General features: G+C 69.0%; 13 protein-coding genes. 7 read left to right on the top strand and 6 right to left on the bottom strand.

All coding sequences use genetic code 11. The features are described 5' to 3' along the window. Positions 1-13: 13 nt before the first annotated feature. On the bottom strand, positions 14-2,545 hold the full coding sequence (locus H6A23_RS01755) for a ribonucleoside-diphosphate reductase subunit alpha (RefSeq protein WP_204830484.1): 2,532 nt from the start codon (positions 2,543-2,545) through the stop codon (positions 14-16). A gap of 113 nt (positions 2,546-2,658) precedes the next feature. On the opposite strand from H6A23_RS01755, the gene thpR reads away from it, so the two are divergent. Next, positions 2,659-3,195, top strand: a complete 537-nt coding sequence (gene thpR, locus H6A23_RS01760) for an RNA 2',3'-cyclic phosphodiesterase (RefSeq protein WP_204830485.1) — start codon at positions 2,659-2,661, stop codon at positions 3,193-3,195. Between the two features lie 221 nt (positions 3,196-3,416). Here thpR and recQ read toward each other — a convergent pair whose 3' ends face one another. Then, on the bottom strand, positions 3,417-5,306 hold the full coding sequence (gene recQ, locus H6A23_RS01765) for a DNA helicase RecQ (protein WP_204830486.1): 1,890 nt from the start codon (positions 5,304-5,306) through the stop codon (positions 3,417-3,419). Positions 5,307-5,641: 335 nt separating this feature from the next. Here recQ and H6A23_RS01770 point away from each other — a divergent pair, with 335 nt between their 5' ends. From H6A23_RS01770 to H6A23_RS01785, 4 genes are all read left to right on the top strand, one after another. Next, entirely contained in the window at positions 5,642-6,433 is a 792-nt protein-coding gene (locus H6A23_RS01770; protein WP_204830487.1) for a 7beta-hydroxysteroid dehydrogenase, read from the top strand. 285 nt (positions 6,434-6,718) lie between these two features. After that, entirely contained in the window at positions 6,719-7,459 is a 741-nt protein-coding gene (locus H6A23_RS01775) for a sigma factor (RefSeq protein ID WP_204830488.1), read from the top strand. Beyond that, the gene (locus H6A23_RS01780) at positions 7,456-8,274 is read left to right on the top strand and encodes an anti-sigma-I factor RsgI family protein (protein ID WP_204830489.1); all 819 of its coding nucleotides are present in this window, start codon (positions 7,456-7,458) and stop codon (positions 8,272-8,274) included. Before H6A23_RS01775 ends, H6A23_RS01780 begins: the two co-directional genes overlap by 4 nt. A 130-nt stretch (positions 8,275-8,404) precedes the next feature. Then, a complete protein-coding gene (locus tag H6A23_RS01785; protein WP_204830490.1) occupies positions 8,405-9,307 on the top strand; it encodes a PepSY domain-containing protein in 903 nt (300 codons plus the stop codon). Between the two features lie 308 nt (positions 9,308-9,615). Here H6A23_RS01785 and H6A23_RS01790 read toward each other — a convergent pair whose 3' ends face one another. From H6A23_RS01790 to H6A23_RS01800, 3 genes are read right to left on the bottom strand one after another with little or no spacing between them, the layout of a single operon-like run. Next, entirely contained in the window at positions 9,616-10,362 is a 747-nt protein-coding gene (locus tag H6A23_RS01790; RefSeq protein WP_204830491.1) for an energy-coupling factor transporter transmembrane component T family protein, read from the bottom strand. Further along, entirely contained in the window at positions 10,355-12,124 is a 1,770-nt protein-coding gene (locus H6A23_RS01795; protein ID WP_204830492.1) for an ABC transporter ATP-binding protein, read from the bottom strand. The genes H6A23_RS01790 and H6A23_RS01795 overlap by 8 nt, the downstream gene beginning before the upstream one ends. Positions 12,125-12,180: 56 nt before the next feature. Then, positions 12,181-12,765: a hypothetical protein gene (locus H6A23_RS01800; protein ID WP_204830493.1), complete on the bottom strand. Its 585-nt coding sequence runs from the start codon at positions 12,763-12,765 to the stop codon at positions 12,181-12,183. Between the two features lie 428 nt (positions 12,766-13,193). On the opposite strand from H6A23_RS01800, the gene H6A23_RS01805 reads away from it, so the two are divergent. Both H6A23_RS01805 and H6A23_RS01810 read left to right on the top strand, forming a co-directional pair. Beyond that, the gene (locus H6A23_RS01805; RefSeq protein ID WP_204830494.1) at positions 13,194-13,643 is read left to right on the top strand and encodes a MarR family winged helix-turn-helix transcriptional regulator; all 450 of its coding nucleotides are present in this window, start codon (positions 13,194-13,196) and stop codon (positions 13,641-13,643) included. Between the two features lie 55 nt (positions 13,644-13,698). Beyond that, positions 13,699-14,544: a DegV family protein gene (locus H6A23_RS01810; protein WP_204830495.1), complete on the top strand. Its 846-nt coding sequence runs from the start codon at positions 13,699-13,701 to the stop codon at positions 14,542-14,544. Positions 14,545-14,665: 121 nt separating this feature from the next. Here the strand turns inward: H6A23_RS01810 and H6A23_RS01815 are convergent, their stop codons facing one another. Then, positions 14,666-15,247, bottom strand: coding sequence for a hypothetical protein (locus H6A23_RS01815; protein ID WP_204830496.1), 582 nt, complete (start codon positions 15,245-15,247; stop codon positions 14,666-14,668). Between the last annotated feature and the right edge of the window lie 212 nt (positions 15,248-15,459).

A 15,459-nucleotide genomic window follows, 5' to 3' on the forward strand; every position in this document is an offset into this window, starting at 1 on the left:
ACCGCGAGGGGCGCTAGCTGCTGCAGCTCTCGCACTCCTCGACCTCGAGCGACTTGCTCCGCACGTAGTAGATCGTCTTCACCCCGGAGCGCCACGCCTCGAGGTAGAGCTCGAGCACCTGCCGCATGGTGTGGTCGTTGGTGATGTAGAGGTTCACCGACTGCGCCTGGTCGATGTGGCGCTGGCGCACGCCGGCCGCGCGCACGCTCCAGCGCTGGTCCACGAGGTGGGCGGGCTTGTAGTACCAGTAGGTCTCGGGCGAGAGGTCGGGTGCCACGCGCGGCAGCATGGAGCCCTTCTTCTCCTCGAGGAAGAAGCGCCGCATGACGGGGTCCACGCCGGCCGTGGTCCCGGAGATGATGGAGGTCGAGCTCGTGGGGGCCACGGCGAGCAGGTAGGCGTTGCGCATCCCGTGCCCGGCCACGCGCGCCGCGAGCTCGCGCCAGCGCTCGGACGCATAGCCGCGCTTCTCGAAGAAGGCGCCCGTGGCCCAGTCGCTGCCGGGGAAGAGCGGGTAGGCGCCGCGCTCCTCGGCCAGGCGCTCCGAGGCGTTGATGGCGTGGTAGGCGATCCGCTCGAAGAGCTCGTCCGCAAAGGCGAGGTGCTCCTCGCTCTCCCAGGAGATGTCGCGGCGGGCGAGCAGGTGGTGGTAGCCGGAGACGCCGAGTCCCACCGAGCGGTAGCGACGGTTGGTGAGCCGGGCGTAGGGCAGGGCGTAGAAGTTGAGGTCGATCACGTTGTCAAGCGCGCGCACGGCGGTCTCCACAACCTCGGCGAGTGCGGCGTCGTCCTCCACGGGGATGCGGCCCAGGGTGAGGCTCGCGAGGTTGCAGACCACGAAGTCGCCGGGGCGGGTGGTGGTCACCACCACGGTGTCGCCGTCCTCGCTCACGACCTCGCGGCTCACCTCCTCGATCGCCGAGGTGTTCTGGGCGATCTCCGTGCAGAGGTTGGAGCAGTAGATGACGCCGGCGTGCGGGTTGGGGTTGGTCCGGTTCACGGCGTCACGCATGAAGGCGAAGGGCGTTCCCGTCTCGACGGCGCTCCTCAGCACCAGGCGCACGAGGTCCTTGACGGAGATGACGCGCTTCTTGATGCGCGGGTCGGCCACGCAGTCCCAGTAGCGGCGCTCCCACTCCTCGCCGAAGCTGTCCTCGAGCGCGTAGCCCTTCGCGACGAGGATGTCGTGCGGGCACATGAGGTACCAGTCCTGGTCCAGGTCCTTCTCGGCCATCCGCCAGAAGAGGTCGGGCCAGCAGACGGCCGGGAAGACGTCGTGCGCCTTCATGCGCTCGTCGCCGTTGTTGGTGCGCAGCTGCAGGAACTCCGGGAGGTCGCGGTGCCAGGCGTCCAGGTAGACGGCCACGGCCCCCTGGCGCATGCCGAGCTGGTCCACGGCCACGGCGGTGTCGTTGATCACGCGGATCCAGCGGGTGGTGCCGCCCGCCACGCCGGAAAAGCCGCGGATGGAGCCGCCCTGCGCGCGGACCTTGCCGAGGTACATGCCCATGCCGCCGCCGTACTTGGAGACCTGGGCGAAGTTGTCGATGCTGCGGTAGATGCCCGTGAGGCTGTCGGGGACGGTGTCGATGAAGCAGCTGGAGAGCTGGTGCTGGGGCTTGCGCGCGTTGCCCATCGTGGGCGTGGCCATGGTGAGGCGCAGGGTGGAGAGGGCGTCGTAGAAGCGGCCGACCCAGGCCATGCGGACCTCGGCGGGCTCCTCCATGGCGAGGTGCAGCGCGATGCCGAGGAACATCTCCTGGGGGCCCTCCAGCGCCACGTGGTCGTGCGAGCGGATCACGTAGCGCTTGAGCAGGAGGTCGAGCCCGGCGTAGGTGAGCAGGTCGTCGCGCTCCGGGCGGATGAGGGCGGCCGCGCGCTCGAGCTCGGCGGGGGCGTAGTGCTCGAGGATGTAGGCGCCGTAGAGGCCCTCGTCCGTGAGGTGGCGGACCTTGTCGGCAAAGCCGGAGATGCCCCGGCGCGCGCAGGCGTCCGCGATGGAGCGGCGCGCGGAGAGCGCGAGCAGCCGGCCGGCGATCATCTCCCAGCGGGGAGCCTCCTGGCTCGTGAGCTCCACGGCGGAGCGGACGAGCGCGGAGAGCCGCTCGTCCGGGCGCATGCCGCCCTTGAGAAAGCCGCGCAGGCGGGCGAGAAGGGCGGCGAGGGAGTAGGCCTCGTCGGGATAGTCGCGCTGCGCGCGGGAGAGGACGGCCGAGAGCTCGGAGGCGAGCGCGGCGTCGTCCCCCGCGACCTCGCGCACCACCTCGTCGCGCGCGGCGCGCAGCTCGGAGCGGCGGTGGCGGTAGAGGATGTAGCGCTTTGCCACGTCGAAGTGGCCGCGCCGCATGAGGGCCCGCTCCACGAGGTCCTGAATCTCCTCGACGCGCGCGCTGCCGCCGAGGCGCGCCTCCACGTCGGCGCGGATCGCGTCGAGCTCCGCGCGCGGCGGCGTGGGGCCCGTCTCCGCAAAGGCGCGCGTCACGGCCGAGACGATCTTCTCGCCGTCGTACTTCTCGGTGCGTCCGTCTCTCTTCTCTACGTTCACGGGGTCTCCCGTCGCTCGGTCGTCTGGGAGGTTAATGATAGTAAATAGGTGTCATTTTGGGTAGGGGAGGGACGTGATACCCTCGGGTGAGGGGTCTCGGCAAGGGAGGTCGTATGCGGGCGTTTGTTGCGCTTGAGCTGCCGGAGGCGTTTGCGGACGAGGTCGCGGCCCTTGCGCGGCGCCTCTCCGGGGCCTGCGAGGGCCGGTTCCTGCCTGCCCAGAACCTCCATCTCACGCTGGCGTTTCTGGGCGAGGTGGACGAGGCGGACGCGCGGCGTGCCATGGCCGCGCTCGACGCGGCGTGCGCGGGCGTGGGGCCGGTGCCGCTTGCGGCGGGCGGCCTGGGGACCTTTGGCCGGGGCCGTGACGCCACGCTCTGGCTGGGCGTCGAGAAGAACGCGGAGCTGATGGCGCTCGCGCGTCGCGTGCGAGAGGAGCTTGCCGCCCGCGGTCTCCCCTATGACGAGAAGGGCTTCCTGCCGCACGTCACGCTGGCGCGGCGCGCCCGCATGCCCCGGGGCGACCTCGGCGACCTGGCGTTCCCGCTGCCCGACGAGGCCCGGGACGTCACGCTCTTCCGGAGCATCCTCGAGCCGCGCGGCGCCCGCTACAAGCCGCTCTACACGGTGGGGCTCCGAGCGGGCACGTAGGGTCGCGGGGCCGCGGCGACACTTTCACCCACCGAACCGTCGTCAAACCCCCGCCCAGATGGGATGCGGGGCCTTTGCGACGGTTTGGCTTCCCGGAGCGTCGCAAACCCTCCGCGCGGCCGCGCTGCGGAGTGCTGGCGACACTTCCGCCAGCCGAAACGTCGCCAAACCCCCGCGCGGCCAGTCTGCGGGGCCGCGGCGACAATCCAGGAGCCGCCCGCTCAGCTGTTGATGCGCGCGAGGAAGAGGTCGCCGTAGCGCTCGGCCTTCTTGGCGCCCACGCCGGAGACGCCGAGGAACTCCTCGCGCGTGCGCGGCCGCTTGGCGCACATGTCCACCAGCGTTGCGTTGGAGAAGATGAAGTACGACGGCACGCCCTGCTCGCGCGCGAGCTCGCCGCGCAGCTCCGTGAGCTCGGCGTAGAGGATCTGCCCGACCTCGTCCAGCTCGGAGACGTCCGTGGCCGCGCGGGTCTTCTCGGGCGCCGCCGGAATGCGCGCCGCCTTGGGCACGCCGCGTGCCACCTTGAGGACGAAGGGCCCGTCCCAGGGCGCCTCCCGGCGCAGGAACGCGCCGGACGAGCCCGTGAGCACGATCGTGGGGTAGTCCCCGCCCGTCCGCGCGAGCACGCCGCGAAAGACCAGCTCGTCAATCAGCTCGCGCACCCGCGCGGCGGGGACGTCGGCCATGATGCCGTACGTGGAGAGCGTGTCAAAGCCGCGCCGCAGGACCTTCTCGCCACGCGAGCCGCGCAGCACGTCCACGATCATCGCCGCCCCGGCCGACCTCCCGCGCTGGGCGATGCGCGCCACGCAGCTCACCACCTTGAGGGCGTCGGTGGTGGCGTCCACCTCCTCGAAGTCCGTGAGGCAGTTTCCGCAGTTTCCGCAGTACGCGGGCGCCTCCTCGCCGAAGTAGCGCAGGATGTGGGCGCGCAGGCACTCGGTGGTGGTGGCGTAGAAGACCATCTGGCGCAGGCGCTCGGCGTCGCGCTCCGCGAGCGCCTCGACCTGCTCGTCCGTGAGCCCCTCGCGCGGCTCGCCCCGGGAGAGCAGGAACTCCGCCGTGTGCACGTCGCCGGGGGAGTAGAGCAGGAGGCACTCCGCCTTGGTGCCGTCGCGCCCGGCGCGCCCGGCCTCCTGGTAGTAGTTCTCCAGCGAGAAGGGCAGGTTGTAGTGGACCACGTAGCTCACGTTGGACTTGTCGATCCCCATGCCAAAGGCGTTGGTGGCCACCATCACGCGGGCGCGGTCGTAAAGGAAGTCGTCCTGGTTGCGCTCGCGCTCCTCGGACGTGAGGCCGGCGTGGTAGCGCGTGGCGAGAAGCCCCTCGTCGCGCAGCCCGTCGCAGACCTCCTCCACGGCGCGTCGGCTCGAGCAGTAGACGATGCCGGAGCGCTCGGCGCGCTGCCGGCAGAAGGCGACGAGCATCCGGTCCTTCTCGGCGCGCCCGCGAGGGCGCTGGACGGCAAAGGAGAGATTGGGCCGGTCGAAGCTGGCAACAACCACGAAGGGGTCCACGAGCCCGAGCGCGCCCACGATGTCCTTGCGCACGGCGCGCGTGGCGGTAGCCGTGAGCGCCATCACGGGCGGGCGTGCCGGCAGCGCCCGCAAGAACTCGATGATTCTCTGGTAGCTGGGGCGGAAGTCGTTGCCCCACTGGGAGATGCAGTGCGCCTCGTCCACGGCGACGAGCGCCACGCCGCGCGCGGAGACCGTCTCCACGAAGGCCGGGTCGTCGAGGCGCTCCGGCGCCACGTAGACGAGCGCGAGCGCGCCGGAGGCAATGCCGTGGAGCACGCTCGCGCGCTCGCCGCCCGAGAGCGTGGAGTTGAGGTACGAGGCGGCCACGCCCGCCTGGCGCAGGGCCCCCACCTGGTCTGCCATGAGCGAGATGAGCGGCGAGACCACGAGCGTGAGCCCGCCCGTCCGCGCGGCGAGGGCAAGCGCCGGCACCTGGTAGCAGATGGACTTGCCGGCCGAGGTGGGCATGACCGCCAGCACGTCGCGCCCGCGGAGCGCGGCGTCCACGATCTCCGCCTGGTGCGGGCGGAAGCTCTGGTAGCCAAAGGTGTCTCGCAGGATGTCCAGGGCGGTTGGCGGTGTGGTCATGGCGCTCCTCGCGACGCGTGTCTTACGCCATGGTACGCCTCGGGCCGGACAGACGCGCCGGGCGGTCGACTCCCGGGACGAGAAATAACGCGCACTCGTGCACGGTTCTTCTCGCGTTTTTCCAGTTGGCATTTAAGAGCCCGTGCACGAGTGCGCGTTAATCGCAAGGCGCCGAACGCGTGCCACCTGTGTGACACTATAGCGCTTCGCGCGCACGCGCCCACGGCGTCTGACCGCGGCCTCGTTTGCTACCGTCCGCGGATTGGAGGGCCGTCCCTACGCCCGCGATGTCCCATCATGGCGGCGCATCAAGCGGAACCGACGAAGGGACGAGCATGAACTTGCGCGAGAAGTACGGCGAGTGGGCGGTCATCCTTGGCGCCACCGAGGGCGTGGGCAAGGCGTTCTGCGAGAAGGTCGCCGCCGGCGGCATGAGCGTCGTCATGGTGGGCCGGCGCGAGGAGAAGCTCCGCGAGCTCGCCGCGCAGATCGAGGCGGACCACGGCGTCGAGACCAAGGTGGTGCGCGCCGACTTCTCCGAGGAGGGGGCCGCCGAGACCGTCTTTGCCGCCACCGAGGGCCTGGACATGGGCTTCATGAGCTACGTGGCCTGCCTGCACTCCTTTGGCAAGATCCAGGACACCCCCTGGGAGAAGCATCAGGCCATGATCAACGTCAACGTGGTCACGTTCATGAAGTGCTTCTATCACTACATGAAGATCTTCGCCGCCCAGGACCGCGGCGCGGTGATCAACGTCTCCTCCATGACCGGCATCTCCAGCTCTCCCTGGAACGGCCAGTACGGCGCCGGCAAGGCCTACATCCTCAAGATGACCGAGGCCGTGGCCTGCGAGTGCGAGAAGACCGGCGTTGACGTGGAGGTCATCACGCTGGGCACCACGCTCACCCCGAGCCTGCTCTCCAACCTGCCGGGCGGTCCCCAGGGCGAGGCCGTCATGAAGATCGCCCAGACGCCCGAGGAGGTCGTCGACGAGGCCTTCGAGAAGCTTGGCCACGAGCTCTCCGTGATCGCGGGCGAGCGCAACAAGGCCTCCGTCCACGACTGGAAGGCCAACCACACCGAGGACGAGTACATCCGCTACATGGGGTCGTTCTACTCGGAGTAGCGGACGCGCGACAAATCGGGTCGTTCGTAGCGCGCACCCCGCGCAAAGTCCCTCTTGCCATCCCGGGCGGATGCGCGAGGGGACTGCGTGGGGTGCGCGCTATGCGTCCGCCGCGCGACGCGCGCGTCAATCGCGGGGGGCGCGCCGGGCGACCGTCCGTCAGCCCTTACGTGGCGCTTACATCGCAGGCGGATAACCCCGGTAACCTGAAAAAGTTCAGACGAATTCATGGCGCGACCCCGAAAACGGGATGCCCCGTGCGCACTCTATCGCCGAGGGGGGACGATGAGACGGGACAAGGACCTGGCCGCCCGCGTCCGGGCCGCGAAGGGCGACTCGCGGGCAGCGGACGGCCTGGTGCGCGACTACCTTCCGTTCATCAAGGCGGAGACGGCCCGGTTTACGGGTCGGCCCGCGCGGGAGGGAGACGACGAGCTGGGGATCGCCATGTTCGCATTTCATGAGGCGGTGCTTGCGTACGATGAGGGGCGAGGCGCGTTTCTGCCCCTCGCGTCCATAAGCATGAGGAACCGGCTGATCGACTTTCGGCGCCGGGAGCGCCGCCATGCCGAGGTTGCCTCGCTGGACGAGCGCCGCGGCGGCGCGGACGACGAGGACGACCGCCCGCTCGTGGAGCGGCTGGCGTCGGAGCGCGACGAGATCGGGGAGCGCGAGACGCGCCGCGCCAGCCGGGCGGAGATTCTCGAGTTTGCCCGACAGCTCGAGCGTCTTGGGGTGAGCCTCGCGGACGTTGCCGAGAACAGCCCCCGTCAGCAGCGGACCCTGGAGGCGTGTCGGGGCGCCCTCGCGTATGCGCGCGGCCGCCAGGAGCTGCTCGACGGGGTCGCCGAGACGGGCAGGCTGCCCATCGCGGAGCTTGCGCGCGGGGCGGGCGTCGAGCGCAAGACGCTCGAGCGGCACCGGCGCTACCTCGTGGCGCTGCTCGTGGCCTACACCAACGGATATGACATCATCCGCGGGCATCTCCACAAGATCGTGGGGCCGACGGGGGGTGACGTTCGATGAGCTACCTCATCATGGAGTGCGCCGCGAGCTATGCCGTGGCGCTTGACGAGGAGGGCCGCTTCGTAAAGGTCCCCAACCTCGGCTACGAGGTGGGCCAGGAAGTCGACGACGTTGTCACCTTCGAGGGGAGCCCGTTCGGGGAGGCCGACGTCATCCCCTTCGAGGCGCGCCGGGCGAGAAGGACGCGCGGCCGCCGCGCGGCGCTGCTTGCCGCCGCGGCATGCCTCGCCGTAGCGGTGATCGCGGGCGCCGTGGTCTGGCAGGTGCCGGTGGGCACGGTCTACATGAGCATCAACCCCGAGGTGAGCATCGCGGTCAACCGCCTTGACCGCGTGGTGGGGCTCGACGGGGAGAACGGCGACGGCGACGACCTCATCGAGGGGTTCGCGTACTACGGGAGGACGATAGACGAGGTCTCGGATGGCCTTGCGGACCGCGCGGAGGAGCGGGGCTATCTGGATGACGGCGGAACGATCGAGCTCACGGTGGAGTCCGACGACGAGGAGTGGAAGACCGCGACCGAGGACCGGCTGATCGTGGAGCTTGAGGTGCACCTTGACCACCGAGTGGTGGTGACGGGCGCCGGCGAGACCGCCGCGCCCGCCCCGGCCCCCGAGCCCTCCGCGCCGTCCGTCCAGGCGCCGTCCCCCGAGTCCGCACCCGACGAGGGGGTCGTGCCGCCGGCAGAGGATGACGACTGGGATGATGACCGGGACGACGGCTGGGACGACGATGGCGATGCGGATGACGACGATGACGACGACGCGGACGATGACGACGACGCGGACGATGATGACAACGATGACGACGACTAGACCGGCCTGACGCCCTTCTCGACGCGGGGTCGCGAAAAAAATTTCCCGTCGACCCCGGTTTTGAGACGGTGCCCGCGCAACCTCTCACTGCAAGGCAAAGAAGAGGCTCCCCGACACCAAGGAGGACACCATGAAGACCACGAGCCTGAAGCGCATCCTCGCCACCGCCACGATGGGCGCCGCCCTTGCGGCAGTTCTCGCCGGATGCGGAACGACCCCCGCCACCCCCTCCGGCCAGGCGTCGGGCGACGCGGGGGAGACCCCGGTCGCCCAGGCCGCGGGAACCCTGCTCCTGAGCGTCAACCCCGAGATCGAGATCGAGTACGACGACGCCGGGCTCGTCACCGAGATCGAGGGCGTGAACGACGAGGGCAGGGGCATCGTGGGCGGTTACTCGGACTATCGGGGCAAGGAGTGCCGCACCGTCGTCTCCGAGCTCGTGGGCAAGATTTACGAGGCCGGGCACTTCAACCAGACCGTCGACGGGCACGACCGCAACGTGGTGGTCAAGCTCGAGCAGGGGTCGGGCTATCCGGGCGACGACTTCCTGCGCGGGATAGAGGATGACGTCCGCAGCACGGTGGGCGGCTTTGGCCTGGAGTCCGACGCGCTCGCCGTGGCCCCCGAGCAGCTGGACGACCGCGGCTACATCGGCCTGGACGCGGCGAAGGACATCGTGCTCTCTCAGCTGGGGCTTTCCGAGGCCTCCTTCAACGACCATGAGTACGAGCTCGACGACGGCGTCTACGAGATGGAGTTCACCTCCGGCGGCGTGGAGTACGAGTACGAGGTCGACGCCCGCACGGGCAAGGTCCTCGAGGCCGACATCGACGGCAACGACGACTGGGACGACCGCGACGACTGGGACGACTGGCACGATGATCGCTACGACCGCGATGACGATTGGGACGACGATCGCGACGACTGGGACGACGATCGCGACGACCGGGACGATGATCGCGACGACTGGGACGACGACCATGATGACCGCGACGACTGGGACGACGACCTGGACGATCGCTACGACGACTAGTCGCTGACGGCTTCGGATGCGTGCGGGCGCCTCTCGGGGCGCCCGCCTCATGTCGCGCCTTGCGATTGGCGCCCGCCCGCGCATATCACGCGGGCGGGCGCCCCCGTTAGGCCCTCTGCGACGTCCCGGGGGCTTCCGTTCAGAAGTAGTGTACTTTTTTGGGACCCGCTCAAGTACGGCCTGACGGGTGCCATTTCCTTACCTGCGGCTTTTTCGCTGTTCGAATGTAGTGTACTTTGCATAGCGGCAAATGAGTACACTGCAAACGAGCAAGGCGGCACCGGGGCTTTCGAACCGGCCTTCCGCGCCTAGAACGCCACGCCGAGCGCGACGAGCGCCACGCAGCACGCGAGCGCGAGCCAGTCGCGCGCGGCGAGCGGGTAGCGCTTGTAGCTGCTCTCGCGCGTGCGCAGGTAGAAGCCGCGCTGCTCGGCGGCGAGCGCGGTGGCGTCGGTGCGGCCGACGGAGCTCACGAGCAGGGGCACGCAGAGGGGCAGCATGAGCTGCAGCTTCTTGAAGGGGTTCTTGGTGTCGTACTGCACGCCGCGCGCCGTCTGCGCCTCCATGATGGCGTTCATTTCCTGCGAGAACACGGGGACGAAGCGCAGCGCGGTGGTGAAGGTGAACGCGTAGCGGTACGGCACGCGGAGCACCTCCACGCACGCGTTGGCGAGGTCGGTGAGCTTGGTTACCGTGAGCACGAGCACGAGCGGCAGCGCCACGCCGAGCAGGCGCAGGCAGACCTTGGAGCCCGTGACCAGGCCGTCGGTGGTGACGATCCCCCAGACGGGCGCGCCGGTCCGCACGAAGACGAGCTGCAGCGCAAACATCACCACGGCAAGCGGGACGAGCACCTTGAGGAGGGGTGCGAGCCTTCCCGCCACCCCGGCGTACGCCGCGAGCGCAAACGTGAGGGCCAGAAGCCCGAGGAGAAGGGCGTAGGAGTCCGCGAGGAAGGTGGCCGCGATGATGGCGGCGGCCAGCGCGAGCTTGGCCACGGGGTTGAGGCGGTGGAGGAGCGTCTGCCCGGGGACATAGTCGATGACGTTAATCATGGCTGACCAGCTCCTTCACGAGGTCGACGATGCCCGAGACCTGGCTCACGCCCGCGAACTCGCGCGAGACGTCGCGCGCGAGCGCGGTCGAGAGGGCGATGATTTGCGGCGGCTCCACGCGAGCACGGTCCATGAGCGCAACGTCCGCAAAGACCTCCGGCGTCTCGCCCTGCCCGAGGATGCGTCCGTCCGCCATGACCAGGAGCCGCTCGGCAAAGTCCGAGACGACCTCCATGTCGTGGCAGACCATGATGACGGCGCAGCCCCGGTCGGCCATCTCGCGCACCGTCTCCATGACGGTCATGCACTCGCGGTAGTCAAGGCCGCTCGTGGGCTCGTCAAGCAGGATGACCTCGGGCTCCATCACCACGACGGAGGCAAGGGCGACCATCTGGCGCTGCCCACGGGAGAGCGAGAAGGGCGCCTCGTCGAGGGGCAGCCCAAAGCGCCCCGCCACCGCGCGGGAGCGCTCGCGGGCCTCGGCGGCGGGCGCGCCCGTGAGCTCAAGGCCAAAGGCGACCTCCTCGAGGACGGTGTCCTTGCAGATCTGGCGGTCCGGGTTCTGGAAGAGCGTGGAGACGTGCGCGGCCACGGTGCTCGTGGGGGTGTCGCGCATGTCGAGCCCGGCCACGCGGATGGAGCCGGACGAGGGGCGCAGCAGGCCGTTCAGGAGCTTGGTGAGCGTGGTCTTGCCGGCGCCGTTCTGGCCGATGATGCCCACGAGCTCGCCGGGGTAGACGTCGAAGGTGAGGTCGGTCACGCAGGCGCCGCTCCCCGGGTAGGCAAAGCGGACGTCGCGAAAGCTCACGACGGGCGTGGCGCCGGCGGGTCGCGCGCCCGCGGCGGGGATGTGGCGCGAGCCCGCGCGGAAGGGCGCGATGTTGGCGCCGCGCCCGGTGCGGCCGCGCACGAGCCCGGCCACGAGCTCCTCCGCCTCCGCCACGCTCAGGCAGGGCGGGGCCGGCGGGATGACCCCGTGCTGCGCCAGGCTGTTGGAGACGCGCGCCACGCGCGGGCTGTCCACGCCGAGGGCGCGCAGCTCGTCGGCGTGCGAGAAGACCTCGCGGGTCGCGCCGTCAAAGGCGACGCGGCCCTCGCTCAGGACGACCACGCGGTCGCAGTAGGCGGTGAGCAGCGCCACCTTCTGCTCTATCACCACCACCGTCACCCCCTCCGCGTTGAGCGCGCGCAGGGTCTCGAAGACGGCGGTGGAGGAGGCGGGGTCGAGCGCCGCCGTGGGCTCGTCGAGCACGAGCACGCGGGGGTGCAGGGCCAGGATGGCGGCGATGGCGACCTTCTGCTTCTGGCCGCCGGAGAGCGTGGCGATCTCGCGCTCGCGCAGGTCGAGCACGCCGCACGCCTCGAGCGCGCCCGTGATGCGGGGCTCTATCTCGTCATGCGGCACGCCGAAGTTCTCAAGGCCGAAGAGCATCTCGTCCTCCACGGCGGAGGCGACCATCTGCGAGTCGATGTCCTGCGCCACGCTGCCCACCATGCGGGAGATGTCCGTGAGCGTGACCTCGCAGGTATCGCGGCCGTCCACGAGCGTGGACCCAAAGAGGGTTCCCCGGTAGTGGTGGGGGATGGCGCCCGAGAGCAGCGCGGCGAGCGTGGACTTGCCGGCGCCGGAGGGGCCGATGATGCCGACGAAGCCCCCCTCGGGGACCTCAAGGGTGACGTGGTCGAGCGCCGGCTCGACGGCGTCCGCGTACGTGAACGAGACGTCGTCGAGCCGGATGATCGTAGATGGTTCCTCGGTCATGGGTGCCTTTCAGTCCTGACAAAGGTGACAGGGTCGTTTGTCATGACATTGTCACACTAGTCGGCGAGCTTGAGGGCCTTCCTGATGGGAAGGTAGAGGGCCTGCACCAGAATGGCGTTGAAGACGGCGGTGAGCAGAACCACGGGGAGCATGGCGGCGGCGAGCTCGCCGGCGGCGCCCACCATGGCGATCTTGATGAGCATGAAGATCACGCCGGAGACCGCCGTGGTGACAAAGGAGCCGATGAGCGGGATGGCCTTCTTGGCGCCGCTCTCCATGCCGGCGCGCACGATGAGCGCCATGAGCATGGCGGCGATGCCCTCGGCGGCGAAGTCGATGAAGGGCGAGGTGGTGGTGATCTGGATGACGGCGGCCGAGATGAGGCCGATCACGAGGGCCTGGCCCACGTTGGGGCGCACCACGAGGATGGTGAGGCAGAAGGCCGAGATGATGAACTCGGGGCTGATGAGGCCGCCCGAGATGCCTGAGATGGCCTTGCCCACGGTGAAGTTGAGGATGAAGCCGGCGGCGAGAAGGACGGCGAGAAGGACGAGGGCCTGGATGTCGAGCTTGCCGTGATCGGCGGCGGCGACGGTGCGGGCGACGGGCTGGGCGCTCTGGCTGGTGACGTTCTGGGACATGACAGTTCCTTTCCTGAGGGGGTTCTTCTTGGCTTGGGCGCTTCCGGCGCTGGGTGGCGTGGGCCCTCTCGTGGCCACGAAAAAAGGGCCCCCGGTCGCCCGGGAGCCCTTCAAGCGCTATTTTCGGCGCAGAAGACTCACGATCGACCGACCGCGGAGAGGCTGCGCCACCACCAGTTCATGGACGTGCGTGCGATGCGACTCATGTCTGGCGCTCCTCTCTGTGTCCGGCCTAAAGGCGTCTCTGTGCTTGCCGTCACAATACGCGCCCGCCGCCTTGCGCGCAAGGGTGTTTTTTCGGATGAAACAATCGCCGCGCATGTGAATATCGCGTGGCCGCGGTTGAAGCGCCGTCCTTCTCGGGAATAATGTTGATTAGTTAACATTGATGGTGCGGGCCCGGAGGGCCCTGACGGGGGAGAGTCGGCGTGACCGAGCAGCGCTTCGAGGACTTCGTGGGCATCATCGGCGCCCTCAACAAGGAGATCCAGCGCATCAAGACGGCCGAGGCCAGGCGGCTCGGCTTTCGCGGCTCGGACGTGATGTGCCTCTACTACCTGGTCAAGCACCCCGAGGGGCTTGCCGCCTCAGAGCTCGCGCGCATGGCCGACGTGAGCCGCGCCGCCATGTCGCGCACCGTGGCGCACCTGGCCGAGGACGGCTTTGTGGAGGTGGGGGGCTCCGATGACGACGCCTCTCGCTACCGGGCGCCCATCACGCTCACCGAGAAGGGCCGCGAGGCCGCGCGCCCGCTCGACGACATCATTCACCGAGTGCTCGACGAGGCTGGCGGGGAGCTTGCCTACCGCGAGCGCATGCAGATGTACGATTCGCTCAACCACATCTTCGAGCGCCTGAGGACCTTCGCGCGCGACTAGCGCGGGGTCGGCCCATTCCGGGCGCGGCTCGTCGGGAGCAGAGAAAGGAACGATCATGGCCGTCCGCATCATCACCGACTCCGGCATCGACCTCCCCGGCGAGGTTGACCCCCGCGTCACCGTGGTGCCCCTGGGCATCACCTTTGGAACCACCACCTACGCCGACGGCGTCGACCTCACCAACGAGCGCTTCTACGAGCTGCTCATCGAGAGCGACGAGCTGCCCAAGACGAGCCAGGCCACGCCCTTCACCTATCAGCAGATCTTCGAGGACGTGCGCGCCCGCGGCGACGAGGCCGTGGTGATCACGCTCTCCGCCAAGCTCTCCGGCACCTACCAGAGCGCCGTCACGGCCGCGGTGGACTTCCCCGAGGTCCACGTGGTCGACAGCAAGAACGTCACCATCGGCCAGAGCCTCCTCGTGCTTCTTGCGCTGAGGATGCTCGACGAGGGTCGCACGGCCGCGGAGATCGCGGGGGAGCTCGCCTCCGCCGCCGACCGCGTCTGCCTGCTCGCCCTTCTCGACACGCTCGAGTACCTCAAGCGTGGCGGGCGCATCCCCAAGAGCGTGGGCACCATCGGCGAGCTCCTCTCCATCAAGCCCGTCGTGGGCGTCGAGGACGGCGAGGTCGTGATGCTCGGCAAGGCGCGCGGCTCCAAGAACGGCCGCAACCAGCTGCACCAGCAGGTCGAGAAGCACGGCATCGACTTCACCATGCCGGTCCTTCTGGGCTACACGGGCCTCTCCCAGAAGGTCCTGCGCAAGTACCTTGACGACAACCGTGCCATCTGGGAGGGCAGGGTCGCCGAGGACGAGCTGCCCATCACCTCCGTGGGCGCCACCATCGGCACGCACGTGGGGCCGGGCGCCATCGCGCTCGCGTTCTTCCGCGTGCGGTAGCCGGCTACCGCACATCCCATGCGCCACGGGCGCCGGGCCCGTTCGACCGCCCATCCTGCGTGTCGAACGGGCCCGACGCCCGTGGCGCGATCATATTTCGATGGTGCGCTGCGGCTGCGGGCTACGCGAAGATCTGGGAGAGCTGGGAGGTGTCGCTGGCGGTCCAGCCGTTGTCGGTCTTGGAGTAGCTGACCTCCACGGTGGTCTGGCGGGGCTCAACGCCGTCGAGCGTCTCCATGAGAACCTCGCCGACGCGGGCGTTGAAGGCCTCCTCGTCGTTCAGGAGCTCAAGGCTTGACGGGTCGCTCACCAGCTCGGCCACAAGGTCCGTCGCGGCCTGCTCGACCTGCTCGTAGAAGTCGGTCGCGGACTTGCACGTCACGTCCACCGACGCGACGGCGCTCTCCCCGCCCTCGTCGACCGTGATGGCGCCGATCTCATAGTCAAAGCCGTCAAGCAGGGACTTGACCACGTCCGAGCCCGTGATGCCGTAGGACTCGAGCTCTCCGGTGTCCATGCTGCCGACGAGCTCCTCGACGGTCGCGTCATCGAGGTTCTTGATGCGGTCGAGGCTGGCCGTGAGGTCCTCGCGGATGGCCGTCTCGGGATTGGGGCCCGCGCACGCGCCGAGCACAAGGCTCGCGCCCAGGGCGAGCACGGCAATGATCGAGCAGGTAAGTGACCTAAGGGCACGACGCTTCATGATGCTCCCTTCGCTTCGCCTTCCTTGGCCGGAGTGTATCAGCTTTCTTTCAGGGGAGGGGAGGGGGAATATTATGCGTCGGTAAGCGCATTGCCCCGGGGGCGGCGTGTTGCATCGGCCCGGTGCGTCGCAGCCGCCCACGCAACCAAACGAGCTTCTCGCCGATTCCGCACCGTCACGCATCGTGCCGTTTACTACCATCTCTCACACTG

The organism is Olsenella uli (assembly GCF_016900775.1).
In the GTDB taxonomy this organism is placed as follows: Bacteria; Actinomycetota; Coriobacteriia; order Coriobacteriales; family Atopobiaceae; genus Thermophilibacter; species Thermophilibacter uli_A.

Bases quoted from the DNA above. Each gene is read 5' to 3' on its own strand.
- thpR (WP_204830485.1), top strand. From the start codon at position 2,659: ATGCGGGCGTTTGTTGCGCTTGAGCTGCCGGAGGCGTTTGCGGACGAG.
- recQ (WP_204830486.1), bottom strand. From the start codon at position 5,306: ATGACCACACCGCCAACCGCCCTGGACATCCTGCGAGACACCTTTGGC.
- H6A23_RS01770 (WP_204830487.1), top strand. From the start codon at position 5,642: ATGAACTTGCGCGAGAAGTACGGCGAGTGGGCGGTCATCCTTGGCGCC.
- H6A23_RS01775 (WP_204830488.1), top strand. From the start codon at position 6,719: ATGAGACGGGACAAGGACCTGGCCGCCCGCGTCCGGGCCGCGAAGGGC.
- H6A23_RS01780 (WP_204830489.1), top strand. From the start codon at position 7,456: ATGAGCTACCTCATCATGGAGTGCGCCGCGAGCTATGCCGTGGCGCTT.
- H6A23_RS01785 (WP_204830490.1), top strand. From the start codon at position 8,405: ATGAAGACCACGAGCCTGAAGCGCATCCTCGCCACCGCCACGATGGGC.
- H6A23_RS01790 (WP_204830491.1), bottom strand. From the start codon at position 10,362: ATGATTAACGTCATCGACTATGTCCCCGGGCAGACGCTCCTCCACCGC.
- H6A23_RS01795 (WP_204830492.1), bottom strand. From the start codon at position 12,124: ATGACCGAGGAACCATCTACGATCATCCGGCTCGACGACGTCTCGTTC.
- H6A23_RS01800 (WP_204830493.1), bottom strand. From the start codon at position 12,765: ATGTCCCAGAACGTCACCAGCCAGAGCGCCCAGCCCGTCGCCCGCACC.
- H6A23_RS01810 (WP_204830495.1), top strand. From the start codon at position 13,699: ATGGCCGTCCGCATCATCACCGACTCCGGCATCGACCTCCCCGGCGAG.
- H6A23_RS01815 (WP_204830496.1), bottom strand. From the start codon at position 15,247: ATGAAGCGTCGTGCCCTTAGGTCACTTACCTGCTCGATCATTGCCGTG.